Origin of the sequence: Arthrobacter sp. PL16 (assembly GCF_035985055.1) — a bacterium.
In the GTDB taxonomy this organism is placed as follows: domain Bacteria; phylum Actinomycetota; class Actinomycetes; order Actinomycetales; family Micrococcaceae; genus Arthrobacter_D; species Arthrobacter_D cheniae.
Window position 1 is genome coordinate 53,785 of record NZ_JAXCIC010000006.1, and the last position, 24,580, is coordinate 78,364.

Sequence of the window (24,580 nt, forward strand, 5' to 3'; positions counted from 1 at the left end):
TGCCTTCGAGGACTGCAGCGTGAGCGCTGCCGCGCCGATCGATGCCTCTAGCTCCTACGCGGAGCCGGCAACACTCGGCCTGCTGAGGCGGCGCGCCCCCGGCCAGGCGGTCATGGAGGAACTCCTCGAGGCGCACAGCACCCGCCGTCCCCGGGGTCGGCTGGCACGAGTCCTCGGCGTCCACCCGCTCAGCAATGACAGCAAGCCCTGGTACTGGGGCGCCCTCGGCGAGCGCGCAGTGGGTCGGGTCCTCGCGACGCTCGGGCCGGAGTGGGCCGTCCTCCACGCCGTTCCGGTCGGCGAGAAGTCGTCCGACATCGACCACGTTGTCATCGGACCCACGGGCATCTTCACGCTCAATACCAAGCGGCATGTCGACCAGAGGATCTGGACGGCCAAGGGCACGTTCATGGTCGCGGGAACGAGATACCCCTACGTCCGCAACTCCGAGCATGAAGCCGCACGAGCGGGGAAACTGCTGTCCGCCGCGGTCCGGCATCAGGTCGTCGCTGAGGCGGCCATCGTCGTCGTGGGCGCCCGGCAGGTGACGGTCAAGGAGAAGCACCGCGCCGTGACCGTCCTCACGTCACCACAGCTCCTGCGCTGGATCACGCGCCGGCCGGTGATCTACACGGGTGAGCAGGTCGCCCTCCTGTCGGCGGCCGCCGCACAGCCCTCGACCTGGCGGCGCACGCCCCCGGTGCTTCGTGACGCGGCCGACGTCATCGAACCGTTCGAGGCCCTGCACAAGCTGGTGGAACAGGCCCGACGACGGCGGATCGGCTGGCTGCTCGCGGTACCCGTGAGCGTCATCGCTTCGGTGGTCGGCGTCCTGCCGCCCTTCTGAGCACCACCTCCAGAAAGCACGGATCACTTGCTTCACTTCCCGTCGAAGAACACGGCCGCGCACACAGCAGACCCTACCGACGTAACGCGCCTCCACCAGCTGCTCGGCCACCACATCTGGGCCTTCAGCAACTGCCGGGTCGATGCGCCGCCCGTTCGCGTGCAGGAGGTCGACTGGCTGTTCTACAACTCCCTGAACGGCACCTTCATCCTCAGCGAGTGGAAGCGGTTCCCCGCGCAGGTGAGCCAGGTGAGGGACGTCGGGGAGCCATGGGGCCTCGCCAACGGTGCGAGCGTCGCGAACCCGCTGGAACAGGTAGCGCGGCAGCTCGATGCCGTCCGTCGTGCGCTGAGGCTCAGCGTCGTCGGGAAGCATCTCCCCGCGGTGGACCAGCATGCCATCAACGTCTACCAGAGCGTCTACTGTCCGCAGGTCACGGAGGCGACACGGCAGGAGCGGCTCCGCTACGGGACCGTGCACGCGACCCTCGACGAACTGGCGCGGACGGTCGAACGCCGAGCCGTCACTGCTCCGCTGGTGGTGGTCAGCGGCATCGCCCAGGTCGCCCTGGCTGATGCACTGGCCGAACTGTTCCGGTGCTCGGTCGGCACCGCGGTGCGGAGGAAGCTCGATCCTCCGGTAGCCGTAGGACCCCCGGCACTCCCCGAACCCGCGGCAGCCGCCCCGCGTACCCGAGTCGCTGCCATCCATCGCGAACTGGCGGCGCTCCACCTGGAACTGGCGTCCCTCGTCGATGCTCCGGCTCCGGCTCCGGTTCCGGCTCCGGTTCCGGCTCCGGCTCAGGTTCCGGTTCCGGTTCCGGTTCCGGGCACACCCGCCAAGAAAGCGCTGGCCGCACAAGCCAAGAAATCGCCGCCCGTCGCCGGCCACCTCCAGCACCACGTGATGAAACATGTACCGTCGGCGAGAGCAGGCTCAGATCACGTCCGCGTCGCCTTCCTCGCCGCGCTGCAGGACGGCCAGTTGCGAAAGAGCGGGGTGCATGTCGGCGAGTTCGGCGCACTCGTGGGACAGCGCCTCGAGGGGAGCGTGAAACTCGCGAGCCTCACTCCCGGCGGCCTCAAGAAGTGGTGCCTGACGCAGGCCGAGGCTGCTGGAATCCCTGCCGAGCCCGACGCGACCCATCCCTCCGTCGTGAGGCTGGTCAGGACGGCCGGCCAGCGGTAGCAGCTGCAGGGACCGACTCTGCCAGGACGGCCGGAGGGACTTTTCGATGTCCGGCTGCGACAGGTCTTAAGTTAGGCTTACCTTGCCTTTCTTTCGACTACCGCGCTTTCGCGGGACTGCCCGCCACCGCCTGAGAAGAGTTTCGGATGCACCCTCGCCCACTCATGACCACCCTCGTCGGCCTGACCGCTCTGACGTCGATACTCACGGGCTGCAGTGCCATCGGTGGCCAGTCCGCGGATCTCCAGATCTATTCGGCCCGACACTACGATCTCGAGGGCGCTTTCGGGCAGTTCACCGACGAGACAGGCATTACCGTCGAGTTCATCAGCGGCGACGACGCCGAACTTCTCGAGCGGCTGAAAGCCGAGGGCGAGGACACTCCGGCGGACGTTTTCATGACCGTGGACGCGGGGAACCTCTGGAACGGCGCACGCCAGGACGAACTGGCCGCGACCAGCTCGGCCGTGCTCGATGAGGCCGTGCCCGACGACCTTCGCGACACGGAGGGCCGCTGGTACGGACTCGCCCTGCGTGCCCGCACCATCACCTATAACCCCGAAGCCGTGGACCCGGCCGAGTTCAACGCCACCGACACCTATGCAGGACTCGCGGACCCGCAGTGGAAGGGCCGTCTGTGCATGCGCGACGCGACGTCCGCCTACACGCAGTCGCTCGTGGCGAGTCTGATCGAACTCCACGGCCGGGACCGTGCCCTGGAGATCGTCCAGGGGTGGGTGGCCAATGATGTGGCCATCATGAGCAACGACGTCCTGCTGCTGGAAGCCATCGATGCCGGGACGTGCGACGTCGGCATCAACAACCACTACTACCTCGCCCGCACCCTCGCGGAGAAGCCCGAGCTCAACGTCGACCTGTTCTGGGCAAGCCAGGAGGGCGCGGGAACGCACGTGAACATCTCGGGCGCCGGCGTCGTGCAGGGGGCGGACAACCCGGAGGACGCACTGGAGCTCATCGAGTGGCTGGCCACCGACGGGCAGAACGCGTTCGTCGACGCCAACCACGAGTACCCGGTCAACCCCGCAGTCGAGCCGGAACCGGTCATCGCCGCCTTCGGCGACTTCAAGCGCATGCCGCTCAACGCCGAGGCCTACGGGACGCTCAACGCCGACGCCGTCGACCTGCTCGCCGAGGCCGGATACAAGTGACGGACACGGCGACACTCGCCGAGCCGCGACCTCCCCGCCGGCGCTACCGGACGTACGGCGTCGGCCGCCCCGCCTGGTCCACGCTGGTCGTCGCCGTCGCCGTCGTCGTCGCCACCCCCGTCCTCGCGGTCATCGTCGACGGGCTGGGCAGCCTCGGCAGCACCACCCCGCCACGGGACCTGGTGCCCATGATCCTCACCACCCTCGCCCTGATGTTGGGAGTCGGCGCCGGGTCACTCCTCGTCGGCGGAGGCCTGGCCTGGCTCGTGACCGCCTACCGGTTCCCGCTGCGGAACCTGCTGGTGTGGCTACTCGTCCTGCCACTGGCAATGCCGGCATACGTCCTCGGGTTCATCTTCCTGTCCGTCTTCGACGTCGCCGGGCCCGTCCAGTCCCTCCTGCGGACCGTCCTCGGCACGGACGTGTGGGTGCCAGAGGTCCGGTCGCTGCCCGCCGCGATCCTCGTGATGACGTTGTCCCTGTACCCGTACGTCTACCTCATGGCGCGCTCGGCGCTGATCGAGCAGTCCTCCGGGACGTACGACGCCGCCCGCACCCTGGGCGCCAACCGCGGACAGGCCCTCCGTCGCGTGGTGCTGCCGCTCGCCCGGCCGTCCCTCGCCGCAGGACTGGCCCTCGTCATGATGGAGACGCTCACCGACTTCGCCACCGTCCAGTACTTCAACGTGCAGACCGTCTCGGTAGGCGTCTACCTCGTCTGGAAGGGCACCTTCGACTTCCACGCCGCGACCCAGCTCGCCGTCCTCGTCCTGCTGTTCGCCGTGGCCGTGCTGGCCGCCGAGCGGGCCCTGCGCGGCCGGGCGCGCTACCACCAACAGGGCGGGAACCGCCAGGGGTTCCAGCCGGAACAGCTGCGGGGGGCACGCGCCTGGTCCGCGACGGCCCTCTGCGTGGCGGCGCTGTCCGCCGGGTTCCTCATCCCCGTCGCGCAACTGCTGATCTGGGCGGTCGGACAGATCGTAACGGATTCCTCCTTCCTCGCAGATCCCCGCTTCGCCGAGTACCTGGCCAACAGCCTGCTGGTGGCGGCGATCACCGCCGTCGCGTGCGTCGCCGTCTCGCTGGGCGTCGGCCACGCCATCCGCATGGGCGGGGGCCGTGTCGTCTCCTTCGCAGCCCAGCTGACGACGTTCGGGTACGCAGTGCCCGGCGCCGTGATCGGCATCGGGGTCCTGCTGTCCTTCGCATCACTCGACACGGCACTGGAGAGCGTCGGGGTCCGTGGGGGTACCGGGCTGATCATTACCGGGTCCGTGGCAGGCATCCTCTACGCCTACGTGATCCGGTTCCTCGCCCCGGCCTACCAGTCGGTCAGCGCGAGCCTCGAGAAGATCGCCCCGACCGTCACGTCCTCCGCGCTCAGCCTCGGAGCCGGACCCCGGCGCATCCTCGGCCGGGTCCATCTCCCGCTCGCGCGCCCCGGCGTCGCCGTCGCCCTCATGCTGGTCGTGATCGACGCCGTGAAGGAACTGCCGATCGTGCTGCTCCTGCGGCCCTTCGGCTTCACCACGGCGTCGGTCTGGGTGTACGAACTCGCGCGGGAGAACTTCTGGGAGAAGGCGTCCCTCCCGGCCCTGGTCATCGTGGCAGTCGCCATCATCCCCGTCTTCGTACTCGTCCGCCAGACCCGGCGGCGCGAAGTACACAGGAGCTCTTCCGGAAAGGCAGGACAGTGACGGCACAGATGGAGGGCGCGCCGCCCACCGGCTCCGCCACGGCCTGCGCCCCGCCCGCGCTCACCCTCGAGGGGGTGACGAAGGGCTACGGCTCCGCCCGCGGCGTCGAGTCGCTCGAGCTCGCCATCCCCGCCGGTGAGCTCGTGACGCTGATCGGCCCCTCCGGGTGCGGCAAGTCGACGACCCTGCGGCTCGTCGCGGGCCTGGAACGGCCCGACGCCGGGCGGATCACCGTCGCCGGGGACGTCGTCGCGGACCGGACACGCTTCGTGAACCCGGAGAACCGCCGCGTGGGGCTCGTGTTCCAGGACCACGCGCTCTTCCCCCACCTGAACGTCGCCCGGAACGTGGAGTTCGGGCTCGACCGGCTGCCACGCAGCGAACGCCGGAAGCGCGTCGGTGACCTCCTGGACCTCGTCCAGCTGGCCCACCTCGCGGAGCGCTACCCGCACGAGCTCTCCGGCGGCGAGCAGCAGCGCGTGGCCCTCGCCCGCGCGCTGGCGCCGCGCCCCGCCGTCGTCCTCCTCGACGAGCCGTTCTCCAGCCTCGACGAGTCCCTGCGCGGCCAGGTGCGCCGCGACACCGTGGCGACCCTGCGCGAGACCGGCACCACCGGCGTTCTCGTCACGCATGACCAGACCGAGGCGCTGTCGGTCGGGACCCGCGTGGTCGTCATGCACGACGGCGTGATCGAACAGGCCGATATCCCCGAAAAGGTCTTCGAGCAGCCCGCCACGCGCTTCGTCGCCTCGTTCATGGGCGACGCCGACTTCCTGCCCGCGCATGTGCACCGCGCACTGCTGACGTGCGAGATCGGCGTCGTCTCCACGGTCCCGGGCTGGGCGGACAGCGATGTGGACGTCGACGTCGTCCTCCGTCCCCACGAGGTGGCGCTGACCCCGGCCACCCACGCCACGGCCCGCGTCTCGGCCCTGGAGTACCACGGCGCGTTCGTCCTGCACCACGTGACGCTCGCCTCGGGGCGGACGCTGCGGTCCTGGCAGCCCCACGACGTGCGCTACCCCGTCGGCACGCCGGTCACGGTGACCGTCGCCGCCGGCACCCACCCCACGCTCCTCGTCGGCGACCGGGCCGTCACCACGCCGCCCCGCAATGCTCCGAGGCCGGTGACCCCGTGAGCCTGGACCCCGATCTCTCCGAGGCGACGTTCACCGACCTTATCCGCTACGGGGACCGGCCCGCGATCCTCACCGCCGGCGGCGTGCTCTCGTACCGCGAGCTCGCGGCGCGGGTCGATGACGTCGTGGTGCGCCTCGGCGCGGAGCGGCGTCTCGTGCTGCTCGCCGCACGCAATGACGTCGAGACCCTCGTGGCCTACCTCGCCGCGATCTCGGCCGGGCATCCGCTGCTGCTGGTGCCGGCGGACAAGCCCGCCGCAGTGGACTCCCTCGTCGCCGCCTACGAGCCCGACGTGGTGATGGAGACCGTCGACGGCTCCCTCCACCTCGACGAGCGGTGGCCCGGCACACGCCACGAGCTCCATCCCGACCTCGCACTGCTGCTGAGCACGTCCGGCTCCACCGGCTCACCGAAACTGGTGCGGCTGTCCCGAAGGAACCTCGAGGAGAACGCCCGGTCCATCGCGCAGTACCTGGGCATCGGCCCCGATGACCGAGCCGCCACCACGCTGCCCTTCAGCTACTGCTACGGCCTCTCGGTCATCAACAGTCACCTGATGCAGGGAGCCGGCCTCGTGCTCACGGACCTGTCCGTCGTCGACCCCTGTTTTTGGGAGGTATTCCGCGAGCGCAGCGCCACCTCCTTCGCCGCCGTCCCCTACAGCTTCGACCTGCTCGACCGCGTGGGGTTCGCGGAGATGGACCTGCCGAACCTGCGCTACGTCACCCAGGCTGGTGGGCGGCTCGCGCCCGAGAAGGTCAGGTCCTGGGCGGAGACGGGGCAGCGCCGCGGTTGGGACCTGTTCGTCATGTACGGGGCCACGGAAGCCACCGCGCGCATGGCCTATCTGCCGCCGGACCTGGCGGCCGAGTATCCGGGCACCATCGGCGTCCCGGTACCCTGCGGCTCGTTCCGGATCGACCCCGTGGACGGCCTTCCCCACGGGGAGCTGGTCTACACCGGACCGAACGTGATGCTGGGCTACGCCGAGAGCCTCGAGGACCTCGCGCTCGGGCGCACGATCGACGAGCTCCGCACCGGCGACCTCGCCCGCCGGAACGCGAACGGCCTCTACGAGGTCGTGGGCCGCAAGAGCCGTTTCGTCAAGATCGCCGGACTGCGGGTAGACCTCGGGCAGGTCGAACAAATCCTCTCCGGCATGGGTGTCGCCGCTGCCGCCACCGGGTCCGACGACGACGGTCTGGTCATCGCGGTCGAGGGCGAGCACGACACCGCTCTCCTGACGAAGGTCCTCGTTTCCGATCTCGGCCTGCCCCGGGCCTCCGTCCGGCTGCACGCTGTCGAGCGCCTGCCCCGGTTGTCCACGGGCAAGATCGACTACCCGGCCGTCCGCGGCCTGGCTGCCCCGAGGCCCGCCGACCCCGCCGATCACGGTCCCGCTCGGGAAGGTCCCGCCGACGTGCCGCGCATCTTCGCCGAGTGCCTGGATCGCCCCGACGTGAAAGCCTCGGACACGTTCGTCACGCTCGACGGCGATTCGCTCTCCTACGTGGCCCTGTCCGTCAGGCTGGAGGCGGCCCTGGGCCGGCTTCCCAGCGGCTGGCATCTCCGAACGGTAGGTGAACTGTCGCGCCGTGGGAAGCCACGGCATCGACGGCTCGTGTCCTTCCTCGAGCCGTCGATCGTGCTGCGGGCGGTAGCGACCATCTGCATCGTGGCGGCCCACGTCGAGCTCTTCACCTTCCACACCGCGCACCTGCTGTTCGTCGTCGCCGGCTTCAACTTCGCGCGGTTCCAACTCACCGGGACCCGGTCCGAGCGGCTGCGGCGGCATGCGAGGAGCCTCACGAAGATCGTTGTTCCGTCGGTCGCTTTCATCGCCGTGGCCTATCTCCTCACCGACGACTACAGCATTGCCAACATCTTCCTGCTCAACGGCATGGTGGGCCCCCAGGAGGTCACGAGTGAGTGGCATTTCTGGTTCGTGGAAATGCTCGTCTACGTTCTCATTGCCGTCACTGCGCTACTGGCCGTTCCCTGGCTGGACCGCCTCGAGCGTCGCGCACCCTTCGCCTTCGCCCTGGGCCTCGTGGCCATCACACTGCTCAGCCGGTACGACATCGTCGATCCCGGTCTGCCGAAACCACTCCCCGTATTCTGGCTCTTCGCCCTGGGATGGGCCGTGGCGAGGGCGGACGGCACCGTTGGGCGCCTGCTGGTATCGGCCCTCGCCGTACTGACCGTGCCGGGCTTCTTCGACCATACGCTCCGCGAGGCGACCATCGTGGTGGGACTCCTGCTGATCACCTGGGTGCCGGCGCTCCCCGTTCCCTCGGTCCTGCGCCGCGTCACGGGGTGGCTGGCGGCAGCGTCCCTGTATATCTACCTCACCCATTGGCTCGTCTACCCCGTCCTGCTTCCCATCAGTCCGGTTCTCGCGGTGGTCGGGTGCCTGCCCGTCGGGGTGGGTTACTGGGCCCTGTGCCGGTGGCTCCCCATCGCGTTCGCGCGCTGGAGGCGGCGTAGGGAAGCGGTCGTACCGGAGCCCGTCGACGCCTGAGATAGCCCGTCAGGGCGAAACTGCGCGAGTTGGAGCGGACTCACCCCGACGCAAGGAAGGCCCCCGACGACGTGTCGGGGGCCTTCCTCGTCCTGCTAGCGGGCTAGCTGACCTCTACCGTGAGCTCCTGGAAGTCGTCCTCCGCGTGGCGTCCGACGAGCACCTGGAACTGCCCGGCCTCGTACTGCCAGCCGTCCTCGTAGTGCGCGAAGGCGCGGGCGGGGACACTGATGTCGACGGTGCCGGTTGCACCCGGCTCGAGTGTCACCGAGCCGAAACCGGCCAGCCACCGCACGGGCCGTTCCACGGCGGAGTCTGTGCGGGCAACGTACACCTGCACCACCTCGCGGCCGGACCGGGAGCCGGCATTCGTCACGGGGACGCGCACGGTGAGGCCCTCCCCCGCGGCAACGGATGCGTCCGCCAAAGCCGTGCCCAGCTCGAAGGTGGTGTACCCGAGGCCGAAGCCGAAGGGGTAGGCCGGGGTCGCGCCCCCGGCTGCCGCCTGCCTCAGCCACGCGCGGTAGCCGATGTGGATGCCCTCCTCGTAGTGCACCTTCCCGTCCACCGGGGTCGTGTTCAGCACGGGGACGTCCTCGAGTGCTGCCGGCCATGAGGTCGGCAGGCGTCCACCCGGCTCCTCTGCTCCCAGCAGTACGTCGGCGATCGCCGCTCCGAATTCCTGGCCGCCGAACCATCCCAGCAGGATGGCGTCGACGTCATCGCGCCACGGCATCAGGACGGGTGAACCGGAGTTCACGACGACGACGGTGCGCGGGTTCACGGCCGCGACCGCGGCGACGAGGCGGTCCTGGTGCCCGGGCAGGTTCAGGTCCTTCCGGTCGAAGCCCTCGGACTCGATTGCGGCACTGGTACCCACGACGACGACAGCGACGTCGGCTTCCCGCGCGGCCTCGACGGCTGCGGCGATCTCGGCGTCCGCGTCCTCCACGACGGCTTCCTCGCCGAGGAGGATGGCGGAGAACGGGATGACCTGGCTCGCGGGGAGCGTGAAGATCGCTTCCACGGGGATGCGCTGACCCGCGGTCGCGGAAACGGGGAACGTCTTCTGCGGCGGGGAGAACAGCGCTGCACCGAGGACGTCGTGCTCGTCGACGAGCTCCCCGTCGAACACGAGATTCCCGTCGAGCACCAGGCTGACCTGTCCCACGGTGCCGACGCCGAGGTGGTGCACGCCGTCGTCGGGAGCGGTCCACTCGGTCTGGATGCGGATGCGCGAGGTGCCCTCCGGGATGCCCACACCGAACCAGATGAGGTGCGAGGCGAGGCGGTCCTCGCCGGAGAGCTCGGCGCCGGTGGCGTCGAAGAAGGAGACGCGGAGTCCGGGTACGCCGGATACCGGGTTGGAGAGCGAGGCGCGGGGGAATTCCTGCAGCCCGTCCGCTACCTTCGCACCGCGCGAGTAGGTGACGTCGACGTCGTCGGGCAGTGCCTCCCGCAGGCCCTCGAGCGGCGAGACGATCCGCAGCGGCATGACTGTGGCGCTGCCGCCGCCCTGCGTGCGGGCTTCGGAGGCGTTGTGCCCGATGACGGCGACGCGCTCGAGGGACGATGCGTCGAGGGGAAGCACGTTACCTTCATTCCGCACGAGCACGGAGCCGCAAATGGCGGCCTCGCGGGCGAAAGCGCGTCCGTCGATGTCGGCGGGCCTGTCCGTGACTGCCGGCTCGAAGCCGTCGAGGACGCCCACTCTCGCGGCGAGGCGGAGGATGCGGGTGACCTTCTCGAGGATGGCTTCACGGGAGACGTCGCCCGCTTCGACGGCGGCGGCGAGCTTCGGTCCCCAGGCGCCTACGGGACCCGGCATCTCGAGGTCCTGGTGGGCCTTCGCCGCCTCGACGGAGCGGACGCCCGTCCAGTCGGAGACGACGACGCCGTCGAAGCCCCACTCGGTGGACAGCGGCGTCTCGAGGAGTTCGTTCTCGCTCGCCGTCGTGCCGTTGATCGAGTTGTAGGAGCTCATGACGAGCCAGGCCTTCGCCTCGGTGACGGCCTGCTCGAACGCCGCGAGGTACAGCTCGCGCAGGGGGCGCTCGGCGACCACGGAGTCGGCCGTGAAGCGGTCCGTCTCGGCGTCGTTGGCGATGAAGTGCTTCGGGGTGGCACCGATGCCCATGGACTGCACGCCGGTGACGTACCCCGCGGCGAGCTGCGCGGTGAGGACCGGATCCTCGCTCATGCATTCGAAGTGGCGGCCGCCGAGCGGTGAGCGGTGCAGGTTGATGGTGGGGCCGAGCACCACGTGGACGCCCTTCCGATGCGCTTCCTGCCCGAGCACCTGGCCGTAGCGGCGCGCGAGGTCGACGGACCAGGCGGCGGACAGGGAGGACGACGACGGCAGGCTGATGGAGTCGTGGCGTTCGTCGAAATCCTCGCCGCGCACACCGGCAGGACCGTCGCTCAGGACGATGCGGCGGAGGCCGATCTCGGGGATCTCGACGGTGCTCCACACATCGGCGCCGGTCAGCAGGCTCACCTGCTGCTCGAGAGTCAGGCTTTCGGCGAGCTCGCGGATGCGGGGGTCGACGGCGACGGCGGAGGGAGAGCTTGCTGTGATGGTCATTTACTGAACTCCTTTGATGCGGGTGACGAGCGCGGCGCCGATGAGGCCGACCACCGCTCCTCCGAGGAACAGGCCGGGGTAGCCCGCGAGGGCGATGACCGGCGCGGCGATGGCGGGCACGAGGGATTGCGGCAAAGCCTGGGCGATGTTGAAGACGCCGAAGGTCTTGGCGTTCTCGGACTGGTCGGCGGGCAGCAGGTCGGTGATGAGCGCGACGTCGACCGCTGTGAAGCAGCCGAGGCCGATGCCGGCGATGGCCTGGCCGAGGAGGACCTGGCTGAAGTCGCTGCTGGTGGCGATGATGATGAGCCCGGCCATGATGACGACGGCGGAGAGGATCACGAGATTTTTGCGGCGCCCGATGCGGTCGCTGATCCAGCCACCGAGGAAGCTGGTTGCCACGGTGCCGGCCGCGCTGACGAGGGTCAGCTGGAAGACCAGGGTGGCGATGTTCTCCTGCGCGACGCCGAGGTGGTCACCGAGGAAGTAGGGCATGTACAACAGCCCACAGCAGTACGCCACGTACACCAGGAACTTGGTGAACCAGGCCCAACCGAGACCGGGGTGCTCGACCGGGTTGAAGTAGAACGATCCGAGGAAGTCCTTGATCGTGTAGCGATCCTTCGGCTTCTCGGCCAGCACGCGGTCCTTGAAGGTGAAGGCGAAGGCCAGGGCGATCGCGACGCCGACGGCGCCGGGGACGACGGCCATCAGGAAGGCGGTGTCGAACAGCTGGGCGAAGAAGGCCGCTGCGACGAGGCCGATGGGTAGCGTCATGCCAACCAGTCCGGAGAGCTTGCCGCGCTGGTCGGGCGCAGCCTGGTCCGGGAGAGCGGCGACGAGGGCAGCGAGAGCGGCGTTGAAGGAGAGCTGGGCGATGATCCAGCCGATCAGGACGCCCGGGACACCGGTCGCCGAACCGAGGATGAACAGGCCTACGAGTCCGAGGAGGGACCCGCCGATGATCCAGGGCTTCCGCATGCCGAACCGTGAGGTGGTGCGGTCGCTGAGGCGGCCGAAGACCGGGTTGGCCAGCAGTGCGATGAGGGCGCCGACGCCGGCCACCAGGCTGTAGGCGGCGGCCCGGGTGTCAGGGGTGGTGAGTTCTGCGATCTTGATGGCCAGGACCACGAGTGCGGGGGCGAGGACCGCCATCCATAGGCCGGCGCTGGCGATCGGGAGTCCGATCATGAATGCCCGGCTCGCGCGTTGCGTGGACTGTTCGTCCTGGACAAAGGTTGGAAGGTTGGCCACGTTGCCTCCTTGTAAGGGCCCATCGTTGGGATTGCATCGAGAGTACACGCTAAAACTGAGTCGTACTAGGTTTTAGCCATGAATGGACCTGGGCTCCTCCTAGACTGGGCATGTGACTACCGGAAAATTACGGGGGCCCTACGCCAAAGGGGAAGAACGACGTCGGACGATCGTTCAGACGGCCACCGATGTGTTCGCGACGGAAGGCTTCGAGGGCGCGGCCCTCAAGCATGTGGCGGAGCTCGTCGGAGTACGGGAGGCGACGCTGTTCCACTACTTCAGCAGCAAGCAGGAACTGCTGCAGGCCGTCCTGGCCGAGCGTGACGAGCGGGCGCGGGAGCTCATGGGTGAGAGCCTGTTCAGCGTGGATGACCTCCCCGCGGTGGCGGAGCGTAACGAGGGGCAGCCGGGGCTGACGTCGCTCTACGCGGTGGCATCAGCGACGGCGCACGACGCGTCGCACGCTTCGCATCAGTACTTCCGTGAGCGTTACGAGATGCTCGTGCGGGAGATGGCGCGGGATGTCGTCGAACGGCAGCGGTCGGGTGAATACCGCGCCGACATCGACCCGGAGTGGGCGGGACGCCTGCTCATCGGTATTTTCGACGGGATCCAGATCCAGTGGCTGTACGACAAGGGCGTGAGCATGCAGGAGGGGCTCCGGCAGATCATCGCGCTGCTGAAGGCGCCGAGGTCCTGAGGCCTTTTCTCACCGACCGGCGAGGCCGTCAATGACTTCGGTCCTGATGTCCTGCGCCTCAGGTCCTGGCATGTCCTGACCGGCCTCGCATCATGTCGGCCCGGGCACCAGGATTCACACGACTCCGAGGGCGAGCATCGCGTCCGCGACCTTCACGAAGCCGCTGATATTCGCGCCGGCGACATAATTGCCCGGCACTCCGTATTCATCCGCCGTCGCCGCACACCGGTCATGGATGCCCACCATGATTTCCGTGAGGCGCTGTTCGGTGTGCTCGAAGGACCAGGAGTCACGACTGGCGTTCTGCTGCATCTCCAGGGCCGAGGTTGCAACTCCACCGGCGTTGGCGGCCTTACCCGGCCCGAAGAGAACACCGGCCTGCTGGAGTACTTCCACCGCTTCCGGGGTGCAGGGCATGTTTGCCCCTTCCGCGACCGCAAGCACACCGGATCGGACGAGGGATCCGGCGGCGGCTTCGTCGAGTTCATTCTGCGTGGCACAGGGCAGTGCAACCGTTGCCCCCACATCCCAGATCGACCCACCGGCTACGAAATGGGCTCCTGCACCCCGTCGATCCGCGTACTCGGAGATCCGTCCGCGCTCATGCTCCTTCACCTCGCGCAGCAGTTCCACATCGATGCCTGCCTCGTCCACGACATAACCGGAGGAGTCAGAACAGGCCACGACTGTCGCTCCGAAATGCTGTGCCTTGGCGATGGCATGAACAGCGACATTGCCCGCACCGGACACGATCACCCGTTGTCCCTCGAACCCGAGCCCTCGTGTTCGGAGCATCTCGCGGGCGAACAGCACCGCACCGTACCCTGTCGCTTCCGGGCGAACCAGGGACCCGCCCCAGCTGATGCCCTTGCCGGTCAGGACGCCGGATTCATACCTGTTCGTGATTCTCTTGTACTGCCCGAACAGGTACCCGATCTCCCTACCTCCGACACCGATATCCCCGGCGGGGACGTCGGTGTATTCACCGATGTGGCGGTACAGCTCCGTCATGAAGGCCTGGCAGAACCGCATGACCTCGGCGTCGGACTTACCCTTGGGATCGAAATCCGAGCCGCCCTTGCCGCCGCCAATGGGCATTCCGGTGAGCGCGTTCTTGAAGACCTGTTCGAAGCCGAGGAACTTCACGATTCCCAGATACACGGACGGATGGAACCGCAGACCGCCCTTGAAGGGCCCCAACGCGGAATTGAACTCCACCCGGAAACCCCGGTTGATCTGCACGGTCCCGGCATCATCGACCCAGGGAACCCGGAAGATAATCTGCCGCTCGGGTTCGCACAGGCGCTCCAACACCGCGGCGTCGACGAACTCGGGATGTTTCAACAGCACCGGACCCAGTGAATCGAACACTTCGACGACGGCCTGGTGAAACTCCGTCTCACCCGGATTGCGCCGAAACACCTCATCGCGTACAGAGAACAAAGCCGAATCCATCAGAATCTCCGATCTTGGAAATAAAGCCTTTTGCCGCACGAGGAACGGCCGGTCCGCAGGTCTGCCTATCGTGGCGGTAACGCAGTTGGAGAATCAACCCTGGACACGCTCCACTCAGGGTGTGCCTTTTCAGCACCAGCAGGGTAATGCTCTGCATCAGGGATCGTTCGTTCATCGGAGACGGACAGCAGCCTTCACGCGGGTGTCCGGGTCACCCTTGCCCGCGCCGTCGGCATTGACCCCTGAGCTATGGCGTGCCAAGCTCCGCTCGTGACGGAGAAAGTGGCAACGGCGAGTCCGAGGCTCGTCCGTCGTGCATCGATGGCGATCGGCGCGCTGGTCACCGTCGTGCTGGTCTTCGTGGCGATCCGCGTGACGCTCGACTGGCCCAACATCCTTGCGGGCACCAGCCCTGACGACGACTTCGCCGTGCGGTACGTCGCCCACCCGTGGCTGGCCTACCTTCATATTGCGCCCGGTGTGATCTACCTCCTCGGGGCGCCATTGCAACTGTCGCGGCGGTTCCGCACCCGTCATTACGACGTGCATAAAAGGCTCGGGCGGATACTCCTGACCTGTGCGCTCGTCGCCGGGCTGTTCGCGCTCCTCTTCGGCGTGCCGCACGCCTGGGGAGGCGCACCGGAGGCCGCCGCTACGGTGGTCTTCGGCTGCTGGTTCCTGACCTCCCTCGTGCTCGCCTTCCGGGCGATCCGGCGTGATGACGTACCGAAGCACCGCCGCTGGATGATCCGCGCGTTCGCCGTCGGCATCGGCATCGGCACCATCAGGATCTGGGTGGGAATCTTCGAGGGAATCGAACAGGCACTCTCCGGTGGAATGACGCCGGCCACGCCGGATACGGCTTTGTTCGGCGTCGCGTTCTGGCTGGCGTTCACGATGCACGTCGCCCTCGGCGAGTGGTGGTTGCGCCGGACTCCGGTCCTGACCGGATGACAACCTCGAAGCTGTGACCGTCGGCAGGCTGCCTTCAGACGGTGGCGATAGAGGTGTCTCTTGTAGCGAGCGTGACGGTGCGGTCGGCCAGGTCGGAGATCCTGAAGTTGTCGTAGCCGAAGACTGCTGACCGGGTCCGGTTCTGCAGGGGCTTGATGAAGTGTTCCGGCAGTGCTGCGGCGCCCAGCACGGTGCCGACGACGGCGCCTGCTGTAGCTCCGTTCGAGTCGGTGTCCCACCCGCCCTGGACGGTGAGGCCCACCGTGGCGGAATAGTCGCCGTCACCCCAGAGGAGTCCGGCGGCGATGATCGCCGCATTGTTCACCGTGTGGACCCAGCTGTAGTGCCCATAGTGTTGCTGGATCGAGCGGAGCCCTTCCTCCCACGTGACCCCGCCGCGATGCAGGTCCTGCACCCGATGCAGGGCTTCGGCGAGTCGTGAACGCACCGGCACGTAGTGCAGTGATCGCTCGAAGGCTTCGGAGACGGTCGTGGCCGTTGCAGCAGAGGACATCAGGGCCGCCGACCACATCTCGCCGTAGAGCCCGTTCGCCCGGTGGGAAAGGGTCGCATCCATGTACGCAGTCAGGATCGCCCGCTGCGGACGCCCGGGCTGCGTCCAGCCGTGGACGTCACCACGGATCAGGGCACCGATCCACTCGCGGTAGGGGTTGCGGGTGTTCCCGACCGCCCCGATGGGCACGTTGGTGAGGAGGTTGACGTACGCGGCGCGCTCGGCCGTGAAGACGCGCAGGTAGGGCACGTGAGCCAGCCACGTCGCGGCGACGTCGGCCGCCGTCAGGTCCATCCCGTGGTGTTCGAGCATGTGCAGGGCGAGGATGGAGTAGTCGATGTCGTCGTCCCGGTCCGATCCTGCGACCCGCCCGCGCGTGGTGTTCACCCAGTTCTCCACCAGGCGGTAGCCGTCAGGCATCGGGTCCATCGCCGGGACGTAGTCCCGCAAGGGGTAGGAACCGGTCAGTTCGAGGTAGGAGCGGATCCTGTCGCTCGTCCAGTAGTCCCCGTTCTCGATGGGCTTGCCCAGGTTGCAGCCGGCGATCCTCCCCAGCCAGCCCCCCAGGATCCGGTCGTGCAGTCCGGAGCCGGGGGTGAGGGTGCTGGGTGTCTGTTGCCCGGCCGGCATGCTGTCCAGGATGTCGGGCAGCGCGTCGGGTTCCTCATAGTCCCATCGGCCGCTCCGGGGAAGGTTCGCAAGCTCCGCCAGGAGGTTCTCCAGTCCCTGCCGGTCATGCGCGTCGGTATCGGTCAGGCGTGCGGACAGCGATGTGACGTCGTAGCCGGTCTCGCTGAGTTGTCGCAATTCGTCCGTGACCAGGTCGTGGACGTTGAGCGGGTCATACATGGGAAGCCTTTCGCCGCATTTCCTACATCAGGGAAAGGACGAAGGAGAGGACGAAGCCGGCGGCGGTGCTCATGGCTACGGCGGGCCCCCCGTGTTCGTAGGCTTCAGGCATGAGGGTGTCTGCCAGGGATGCGATCACAGCGCCCGCGGCGAAGGCCAATGGTAGCGAGATTGCTTCCGGGTCCGCTCCCGACAGGGGACCCGCGCCGATCACGACGGCGAGGACCAGCAACACCGCACAGACTCCCCAGAGACCGAGGATGCTGCCGGTGCTTCTCCCCTGGGCCCGCATCGACGATGCTCCGACCAGCGCTTCGGGCAGGTTGGAGACGAAAATCGCGGCGAGGAGAGCCAATCCTCCGGTCCCGCCGCCGAGCGCGACGCCCAACGCCAGGTTCTCCGGGACGCCATCGAGAGTTACTGCGGCAAGGAGGGCCAAGCCTGCCGCGCCTCGAGTCGATGCCTTGGACGATGAACGCTCCGTGGCGGCGGCATCTGTGTCGAGCTTGGCACTACCTTCATGTTCATCAGCCGGCGTTGGATCTGATCCAGCTTGGGCCCAACGGTCCAGTAACGCACTGAGGACGGTGAAGACAAGGGCGCCGGCGAGTAGGCCCAGAGCTGCGCGCCAGATACCGCCGCGCTCGAAAGCGTCTTCGAAGAGTTCGAACGCCAGAGCAGTGATGAGGGATCCTGCTGCAAACGACAGGAGAATCGCCAGCACCCGTTTGGGCAGATTGAACCGGACGCCGATCATCGCGCCCAGAACCAGAGCGCTGGAAGCCACCACACCAAAGAGCAGCGACATCGTCATGGAGTCAGTATAGGAACAGGAGGTCCGGTCAAAAAGGGTTTGAGAGGGTCGATCCAAGCAGGAGCACCGACGGCTGCGCCTGACCGAGGAACTCTTGCTCGTGCGGTGTCAGTTCTCCCCCCTGCGGTGGGCGACTGATCAGGCGTCCTGCACGGGCGGAGGCGCGCCCATCTCGAGAGGAGGGGTCAGATCGAAGCGTTCGATCAGGTGCGGTAGGGATTCGAAATCCATCTGGAGCCCGTACCTGGCATTGGCCCCGGCCATCGCCTCGAGGTCTGGTGGGGCTCCTTCCGGGAAGAAGGGCTCGATTTCCTCGAAATACTTCTCGAACCCTGCCGGGGAGATGATCTCGAGGACCCGTGCCTGCTCGTCGCCGGCGTTCCAGAAGGTATGCCACTGGTCCCGGGGCTTGAGGACCAGCTCCCCCGGGCCTGCGTAGGACACCTCATCCCCGAGCAGGAAACCGACCCGGCCCCTGGTGATGATCGTGAATTCGTCCTCCCGGCTGTGCATATGAAGGGGCGCTCCAAGTTCGCGTCCAGCCAACAGGTGCTCCACGACGGACAACCGCTCTCCTGTTGCCGCTGCCTCCAGGAGGGTCCGGGCCGTGAAGGCCTCACCGAATCGAACCATGATGCCGACGTCATCGCCGACCGGTCCGGATCTCGTGCTCATGGAGCGACCCTACGCGCGCTTATTTCCGCAATCAATGGTGGTCCCTGCCCGGCCCGCTCAAGCGGACGAGGTGCATCGCGTTACGTGCTGGCCCCCAATTATTGGTTCATGTTTAGGCGGTGATCACTCCGTCGGCGGAAGCTCAGGTCCGAGTCTTCGTGTAGCGGTGGGCACCGGCCGACGACGTCGGCTGCTTCGACGGCCACAGCAGATCGAGCGAGTGGAGGGCGTGCCTGTGCGCCATGGCGACGACGGCGGACGCACAGATCGCGGCGTCACTCCCGGCGTCGTGGTGGCTGAACGTGCCGAGCCCGAGAGCCCTGGCGACCTGTGGAAGCTTGTTCCCATCGAGGTCGAGGAGGCGACGCGACAGGGCGACCGAGCAGTGGAAGGTGCTGTCAGGAGCTGCGAGCCCTGATTCTGCGCAGGCACCCCGCAGGACGGAGCGGTCGAACGAGGCGTTGTGGGCGACGAACGAATCGCCGCCCGCAAAGTCCATGATGCGGTGCAGGCTCTCGGACCATGAGGACGCTCTGTGGACATCGGCCGGGCGGATGCCGTGGACCGCGACATTGATGGGGCTGAAGGCACCGACGGACGGCGGGGGTTTGATCAGCCAGGACGACGTCTCGGTGACGACCCCGTTCCGCACCTTCGCCAGCCCGACGGCACAGACCGAGCCGCGCTTGCTGTTCGCCGTCTCGAAGTCGATGGCGGTGAAGTTGAGACCGTGCACGCATTCCCCCTGGGGCTTCGGCCGCTCGCTCGACCGGCCTCGGACAGCCTAGCGATGATCGCGCCCGTCCCCGTACGTGGCACGCTTGTCCGCTCTCCTGATTGAGCGGACACTATTGGTGTGCAGGACATCGAGCTCTCCGTGTCCACCGTCGAACTGGTAGCAGCGTCAGCGTTGCACGCTGACCGACCGGTCCGGGTGCTGCAGTATGTGCTCGAACCTTTCGGGGTCCCCTTGTCCAGCATGACCACGGGAGGATTGTGGCGCCTGGCGGGCACAGCCATCGATGACATCGGAACACGACAATTCCACGCTGTGCTGAAAGTGATCCACACCCCGCTGCGATGGGCGGGTATCGACGCTGTTCCGGTGGAGATGAGGGGCTTCGTCGTAGCGCACGTCCCGTGGCGCACGGAGGCCGATGTATATCGGAGTGATCTGGCGAAGTACCTGCCGGCAGGATTGCGCCTCCCTGACATCTACCTGATCGAGGACCTCGATCAGGACAGCGCAGCCATCTGGATGGAGGATGTCCAGCCGGAATCGGCCGGGGGCTGGGACAACGACTGCTACACACGGGTGGCGTACCTGCTGGGTTGCCTGGCAGGAGCCCCGGAAGCTCCGATGGGAGCGGAACGGGATATCGCGGATTTCGTCGTCGGCCCCGGTGAACACGTCTTCATCCCCATGCTCCGCTCAGGAATCCTGCATTCCCATCCCGCGTTCGATCACGCGATCGACCATCATCTCGAGCAGGACATGCTCCTCTTCCTCGATCACATCCCTCTCCTGTTGACCGAGGCGGCGGCACTTCCCAGGACAAGGGCCCATGGCGACGCCTGCCCACAGAACATGCTGCGGGCCGGAGGCGGAACAGTCGCGATCGACTGGGGCAGCTTCGGTACGACCACCGTGGGCTTCGACCTGGGTCAATTACTGGCAGGACGAGCCAATGATGGGCTTCTGGACGGTCCCACCCTGGACATGCTCGCTCCCGCCTGCCTGAGTGCATACCTCGACGGACTGCAGGATGTAGGGAGGCCCATCTCCCCCGCCCTGGTCCGACGGGGGTTCGCGATCTCCATGGCTTTCCAGAGCGGCCTGTCCGCCCTGTTTCCCCGCGAGCTGGACGAACCCGTCACCAGCAACCTGCGTGCCTTGATCCGCGCGCGGGCGTGCATGGCGCGCTTCATCGTCGATGAACTCGCCGCGACCTCACTCCACGCCTAGGGAAAGCGTGAACGGCAGCCGCGTGCCGCCGCGAAGAGGGCGACCAAGCCGACGCCCTACAGCTCCGGAGCCCGCTTCGCCCAGCCCGTCGCCTGCTCGAACGCGAACGCCACCTGCAGTAGCTCGACGTCCTTGCCGTGCGGCATCGCCAGCTGCAACCCGACCGGCAGGCCGTCGTCGCTGAAGCCCGCCGGCACCGACACCGCAGGCAGGCCGGTGGCCGAGATCAGGCAGGCCGAGCGCATCCAGTCCAGGTACGTCTCGAACTCGACGCCGTTGACCGAGGTCGGATACCGCTCCGTGGCGTCGAACGGCAGCACCTGCGCCGTCGGGCTCACAAAGACGTCGTACCTGCCGAAGTAGCGCCGCATGCCCGCATCGAGCCGCGTCCGGGCGAGAGCGGCGTCGACCATGTCCTGCGCCGTGAGCTGAACCCCCTGCTCCACGTTCCACCGGATCTCGGGCTTGATCGCGTCGCCGTGCTTCTCGACGAGTTCACCAAGCCCGAGCACGAAGTCGAAGGCGCGCGTCGTCCCGAAGACCTGGTCCGCGTCGCGGAGATCGGGCGCGGCCTCCTCGACGATCGCGCCGAGGTCCGTGAAGACCTGCAGTTGCCCCTCGAGGACCCGCAGGACCTCGAGGTCCACGGGCACGCCGAGCCCGAAGTCCGGGGACCAGCCGATCCGCAGACCGGCCAGGTCCCGCTGCAGCGAGGCGCCGAACGAGCCCGCTATCGGATAGGCGTACGGCATGGCGGAGTCCGGTCCGGCAATGGCCGTCATACCCAGGGCGATGTCCTCGACGTCGCGCGCCATCAACCCGTTGCGCGCCAGCCACGCCCAGGCGTTGCGCGTGGGGAGGGACGGGACGACGCCGATGGACGGCCGGTAGCCGACCACGTTGCAGAACGACGCGGGGACGCGGAGTGATCCGCCCATGTCGCTGCCGTCACCGAGCGGCTGGATACGAGCGGCGATCGACGCTGCCACTCCCCCGCTGCTGCCGCCGGCACTCCGGCTGGTGTCGTACGGGTTCACCGTCGTCCCGAAGACCTCGTTGAACGTGTGGGATCCGGCAGCGAACTCGGGCACGTTCGTCTTGCCCGTCGTCACGACGCCGGCACTCTTGAGCCGGCTGATGATCAGGTCGTCGAACGTCGGCACGAAGTCCCTGAAGATCGGTGAGCCCTGCGTGGTGCGGAGCCCCTTGGTGTTGTGCGTGTCCTTGTGCGTCATGGGCAGGCCGTGCAGCGGCGGGACGTCCGCGCCGGACATGATCAATTCGTCGGCGGCCTCCGCGAGCGCGGTGGCGCCCTGCCGGTCCTCCGTGATGACGGCATTGATCGGACCGTTGACGGCGTCGATGCGGTCGAAATGCGCTTCGAGTGCTTCGCGCGCGGACACCTCCCGACGGCGGATGGCCCCGGTCAGCTCGACGGCGGAGAGCTCGTGGAGGGCACCGCTCACGCCGTCGTTCCTACCTTCGACAGCAGCGCCGTCATCGCGGCCCTGACGCCGGTGGTGAGGGTGGGCTCGATGGCCGGTGCGAAGTACGGCGAGTGGTTTCCGGCGACGGGACCGTCGCCGTCGAGCAGTTCCTGCGGGTGCCCGCCGAAGAACCAGTAGACGCTCGGAACGCCGATCGCCTCGGCCAGGAGGCCGAAGTCCTCGCTGCCCATGACGGGCGGCGACTCGATGACGGCGTCCTCACCCAGCACGTCGCCGAGCACGGTCATCAGATCCTCTGTGGAGGAGGGGTCGTTGTAGCACTGCGGGAAGCTGGTGATCTCCTCGATGGTCGGCTCCGGGGCACCCGATGCCGCGGCCTCGGCGCTGATGATCCTGCGCAGCGAGCCGAGGACCAGGTCACGGACCTCGGGGTCGAAGGTGCGGACGTTCACCGTGAACTCCGCCGACGCCGGGATGATGTTCTCCTTCAGGCCACCGTGGAAGGTGCCGATGGTGACGACCGCCGACTTCATCGGGTGCACCTGGCGGGACACGATCGTCTGGATGCGGACCACCATGTGGGCACCGAGGACGATGGGGTCGATCGACAGCTCCGGCTGCGATCCGTGTGCCTGCTTGCCGAGCACGGTGACCTTCCAGGAGTCCGCCATCGCCATGGCCGTGCCCTTGCTGATGTTCACGGTGCCGGCAAGGCCGGGCCAGACGTGCTGCCCGTAGATGATCGACGGCTTCGGTGCCTTGTCCCACAGGCCGTCCTCCACCATGGCTTCGGCACCCTCTCCGGTCTCCTCCCCTGGCTGGAAGATGAACACCACGGTCCCGGACCACGCGTCGCGGTTCTCGGTCAGCAGCTGCGCGGCGGTCAGTCCCACGGTCATATGGGTGTCGTGTCCGCAGCCGTGCATCACCGGTACGGCCGTCCCGTCGGCGAGCGCGCCCGTCGTCGTGCTCGCGTAGTCCACCCCCGTGTCCTCGGCGATCGGCAGGCCATCCGTGTCGGCGCGGTAGCCGACCACCGGACCGTCGCCGTTGCGGAGGATGCCGACGACGCCGGTCCCGCCGCACATGAACGTCTCGAGCCCGAGGTGGTTCAGCTTGTCGAGGATGAACGCAGCCGTGTGGGTCTCCTGCATGGAGAGCTCGGGGTGGGCGTGGAGGTGCCGGTACAGCTCGTGCATCGCGGTGGTGTGCGCGTCGGAGAGGTCGAGGACGGCGGTGTCGATGGTCATGGTGTCCTTTCGAACGGTTCGGTATCGGAGCTTAGTTCACGAGGGTGGTGGCGGTCGCGGACGTCTTGCGCGAGCGCAGGAACCAGGCGAGCACCGCGGTGATCAGGACGACGACGCCGGTGGCCGGCTTCGCGAGGGCGGGAACGGCCGGCACCAGCACGAAGAGCACGAGGGCGGCGACGACGACGGCGATCACGGTGACGCGCGGCTGCTTCATGGTGACGACGAGCTGCACCAGGACGGCTCCGATGATCGCGGGGAAGATGTAGAGCCGGGCCACGTCCACGATGTCGGTGGGGATGATGCTGACGAGCCATGTGCCGAGGATCCCGACGAACAGGAGCATCGAGATGACGTGCACCATGGCCGCACCGCAGATGGCCATGAGGGCCGCGAACTCGCCGCGCTTGGTGCCGGCCTTCGCGCCGATGGCGGCCTGTGCCACGAGGGCCGAGGGCAGGAGCTTGTTGGCGATGTTGCCGATCATGAACGCCTGGTACATCGCTGCGGGACCGAGGACCGGGTAGTAGGTGATGGGCTCGACGAACCAAAGGACGAAGAAGGCGGCCGCGACGGCGAGGTAGGCGGTCCAGATCATGCCTGCCGTGATGCCCAGGTCCGTGAAGAAAACCAGGTACAGGGGTGCGGCGAGGGAGAGGATGAGCGCAACTCCCATGGTGAGCTGGCCCCAGCGGGAGGTGGTGCGGTCGAACTCGGCGAGTGATGCGTTGGGTGTGACGGCAGTATCTGCAGCAGACATGGTGGATCCTTTCGGGTGAGGTACTGCCTAGGCGACGGGGGCCATGCCGGAGGTGTGGGCGATGTAGGCGGCGAACAGTCCCACGATGATCGAGATGCCGAGGCCCCACTCCCTCAGCCAGGTGGCCCTGGTCCTGCCCGCGAGGAAGATGCAGACGGCCATGGTCACGGCTGAGACGATGACGGACAGGATGTGGATGGGCGTCTTCCCGAGCTCTGCGATGCCGAGGCTCGCGAAGGCACCGATCAGGGCGGCGGCGGGCACGATCGCCATGAGGGCGGGATTGACCCGTCGCAGCTTGGTGTCTCCCCTTCGCAGGATCGGCGTGAGGATCAGGGTTGCGAGCATCCATCCGGCGCCGGACATGCTCATGGCCATGAAGGCCACGACGAAGACGGCCTGGGTGTAGTCGGCCCCACCGAGGGTGGCGCCCATGGTGCCGGCGGCGAGGCTGGCCGACGCCGATTCCGTGGCGGCGGATCCGACGAGGCCGATGCGCACGAGCACGGCCGGTGTCCCGAAGAGGGTGAGGAGGGCGATGCTCACCAGCACCACCGCCAGCGAGGGGCCGATGGCGGCGATCGCACCGGCCCTGAAGGAGGTCTTGAGTTCCGCCTCGGAGATGTCAGCCGCCGGGCCGGCCTTCCTCGCGGCCTTCATGTAGACGAGGGACTGCACGATGATGGCGGCGAAGACGCCGAGGGCGAGGACCCAGAGGACGGGCATGTTGGCGATCACAAGGATGTCCGCGGACAGTCCTTCGGGAGTCAGTGCTGTTTCCATGGGAACTCCGGT

Annotated in this window: 20 protein-coding genes; 9 read left to right on the forward strand and 11 right to left on the reverse strand. The window is 67.6% G+C overall.

Annotation, left to right across the window (positions count from 1 at the left end):
• Positions 1-19 precede the first annotated feature (19 nt).
• The 6 genes from RCH21_RS12755 to RCH21_RS12780 all read left to right on the forward strand — a co-directional run bounded on the left by RCH21_RS12755 (position 20) and on the right by RCH21_RS12780 (position 8,562).
• A complete protein-coding gene (locus RCH21_RS12755) occupies positions 20-847 on the forward strand; it encodes a nuclease-related domain-containing protein (RefSeq protein ID WP_326964694.1) in 828 nt (275 codons plus the stop codon).
• Between the two features lie 27 nt (positions 848-874).
• On the forward strand, positions 875-2,035 hold the full coding sequence (locus tag RCH21_RS12760) for a hypothetical protein (protein WP_326964695.1): 1,161 nt from the start codon (positions 875-877) through the stop codon (positions 2,033-2,035).
• 164 nt (positions 2,036-2,199) lie between these two features.
• A complete protein-coding gene (locus RCH21_RS12765) occupies positions 2,200-3,204 on the forward strand; it encodes an extracellular solute-binding protein (protein WP_235830757.1) in 1,005 nt (334 codons plus the stop codon).
• Positions 3,201-4,901: an ABC transporter permease gene (locus RCH21_RS12770; protein ID WP_326964696.1), complete on the forward strand. Its 1,701-nt coding sequence runs from the start codon at positions 3,201-3,203 to the stop codon at positions 4,899-4,901. Before RCH21_RS12765 ends, RCH21_RS12770 begins: the two co-directional genes overlap by 4 nt.
• Positions 4,898-6,040 carry an ABC transporter ATP-binding protein gene (locus RCH21_RS12775; protein ID WP_326964697.1) on the forward strand — a complete coding sequence of 381 codons (1,143 nt, stop codon included), beginning with the start codon at positions 4,898-4,900 and terminating at the stop codon, positions 6,038-6,040. Before RCH21_RS12770 ends, RCH21_RS12775 begins: the two co-directional genes overlap by 4 nt.
• Entirely contained in the window at positions 6,037-8,562 is a 2,526-nt protein-coding gene (locus tag RCH21_RS12780) for an AMP-binding protein (RefSeq protein WP_326964698.1), read from the forward strand. The genes RCH21_RS12775 and RCH21_RS12780 overlap by 4 nt, the downstream gene beginning before the upstream one ends.
• Before the next feature lie 103 nt (positions 8,563-8,665).
• On the opposite strand, the gene RCH21_RS12785 is transcribed toward RCH21_RS12780, so the two are convergent.
• Together RCH21_RS12785 and RCH21_RS12790 are read right to left on the reverse strand one after the other, a co-directional pair.
• Complete coding sequence (locus RCH21_RS12785; protein WP_326964699.1) at positions 8,666-11,146, reverse strand: beta-glucosidase family protein; 2,481 nt, start codon at positions 11,144-11,146, stop codon at positions 8,666-8,668.
• A complete protein-coding gene (locus RCH21_RS12790) occupies positions 11,147-12,400 on the reverse strand; it encodes an MFS transporter (protein ID WP_326964700.1) in 1,254 nt (417 codons plus the stop codon).
• 112 nt (positions 12,401-12,512) lie between these two features.
• Here RCH21_RS12790 and RCH21_RS12795 point away from each other — a divergent pair, with 112 nt between their 5' ends.
• Positions 12,513-13,100, forward strand: coding sequence for a TetR/AcrR family transcriptional regulator (locus RCH21_RS12795; RefSeq protein WP_326964701.1), 588 nt, complete (start codon positions 12,513-12,515; stop codon positions 13,098-13,100).
• 114 nt (positions 13,101-13,214) lie between these two features.
• On the opposite strand, the gene gdhA is transcribed toward RCH21_RS12795, so the two are convergent.
• Positions 13,215-14,555 carry an NADP-specific glutamate dehydrogenase gene (gene gdhA / locus RCH21_RS12800; RefSeq protein ID WP_326964702.1) on the reverse strand — a complete coding sequence of 447 codons (1,341 nt, stop codon included), beginning with the start codon at positions 14,553-14,555 and terminating at the stop codon, positions 13,215-13,217.
• Between the two features lie 270 nt (positions 14,556-14,825).
• Here gdhA and RCH21_RS12805 point away from each other — a divergent pair, with 270 nt between their 5' ends.
• A complete protein-coding gene (locus RCH21_RS12805; protein WP_326964703.1) occupies positions 14,826-15,509 on the forward strand; it encodes a DUF2306 domain-containing protein in 684 nt (227 codons plus the stop codon).
• 34 nt (positions 15,510-15,543) lie between these two features.
• Here the strand turns inward: RCH21_RS12805 and RCH21_RS12810 are convergent, their stop codons facing one another.
• The 4 genes from RCH21_RS12810 to RCH21_RS12825 all read right to left on the reverse strand — a co-directional run bounded on the left by RCH21_RS12810 (position 15,544) and on the right by RCH21_RS12825 (position 19,097).
• Complete coding sequence (locus tag RCH21_RS12810) at positions 15,544-16,872, reverse strand: ADP-ribosylglycohydrolase family protein (RefSeq protein ID WP_326964704.1); 1,329 nt, start codon at positions 16,870-16,872, stop codon at positions 15,544-15,546.
• Between the two features lie 22 nt (positions 16,873-16,894).
• Positions 16,895-17,686, reverse strand: coding sequence for a ZIP family metal transporter (locus tag RCH21_RS12815; RefSeq protein ID WP_326964705.1), 792 nt, complete (start codon positions 17,684-17,686; stop codon positions 16,895-16,897).
• A gap of 138 nt (positions 17,687-17,824) precedes the next feature.
• The gene (locus tag RCH21_RS12820) at positions 17,825-18,361 is read right to left on the reverse strand and encodes a cupin domain-containing protein (protein ID WP_326964706.1); all 537 of its coding nucleotides are present in this window, start codon (positions 18,359-18,361) and stop codon (positions 17,825-17,827) included.
• Between the two features lie 142 nt (positions 18,362-18,503).
• Entirely contained in the window at positions 18,504-19,097 is a 594-nt protein-coding gene (locus tag RCH21_RS12825) for a 3'-5' exonuclease (RefSeq protein WP_326964707.1), read from the reverse strand.
• Positions 19,098-19,217: 120 nt separating this feature from the next.
• Here RCH21_RS12825 and RCH21_RS12830 point away from each other — a divergent pair, with 120 nt between their 5' ends.
• A complete protein-coding gene (locus RCH21_RS12830; protein WP_326964708.1) occupies positions 19,218-20,327 on the forward strand; it encodes a phosphotransferase in 1,110 nt (369 codons plus the stop codon).
• A gap of 56 nt (positions 20,328-20,383) precedes the next feature.
• Here the strand turns inward: RCH21_RS12830 and RCH21_RS12835 are convergent, their stop codons facing one another.
• Genes RCH21_RS12835 through RCH21_RS12850 form a run of 4 tightly spaced genes read right to left on the reverse strand, consistent with a single transcriptional unit; the run spans position 20,384 to position 24,568 of the window.
• Positions 20,384-21,793, reverse strand: a complete 1,410-nt coding sequence (locus tag RCH21_RS12835) for an amidase (RefSeq protein ID WP_326964709.1) — start codon at positions 21,791-21,793, stop codon at positions 20,384-20,386.
• Positions 21,790-23,025 (reverse strand): amidohydrolase, encoded by a 1,236-nt coding sequence (locus RCH21_RS12840; RefSeq protein ID WP_326964710.1) that lies wholly within the window; start codon positions 23,023-23,025, stop codon positions 21,790-21,792. Before RCH21_RS12840 ends, RCH21_RS12835 begins: the two co-directional genes overlap by 4 nt.
• A gap of 31 nt (positions 23,026-23,056) precedes the next feature.
• Positions 23,057-23,785 carry a hypothetical protein gene (locus tag RCH21_RS12845; RefSeq protein ID WP_120149626.1) on the reverse strand — a complete coding sequence of 243 codons (729 nt, stop codon included), beginning with the start codon at positions 23,783-23,785 and terminating at the stop codon, positions 23,057-23,059.
• Positions 23,786-23,812: 27 nt separating this feature from the next.
• Positions 23,813-24,568, reverse strand: a complete 756-nt coding sequence (locus RCH21_RS12850; protein ID WP_326964711.1) for a DUF5058 family protein — start codon at positions 24,566-24,568, stop codon at positions 23,813-23,815.
• Between the last annotated feature and the right edge of the window lie 12 nt (positions 24,569-24,580).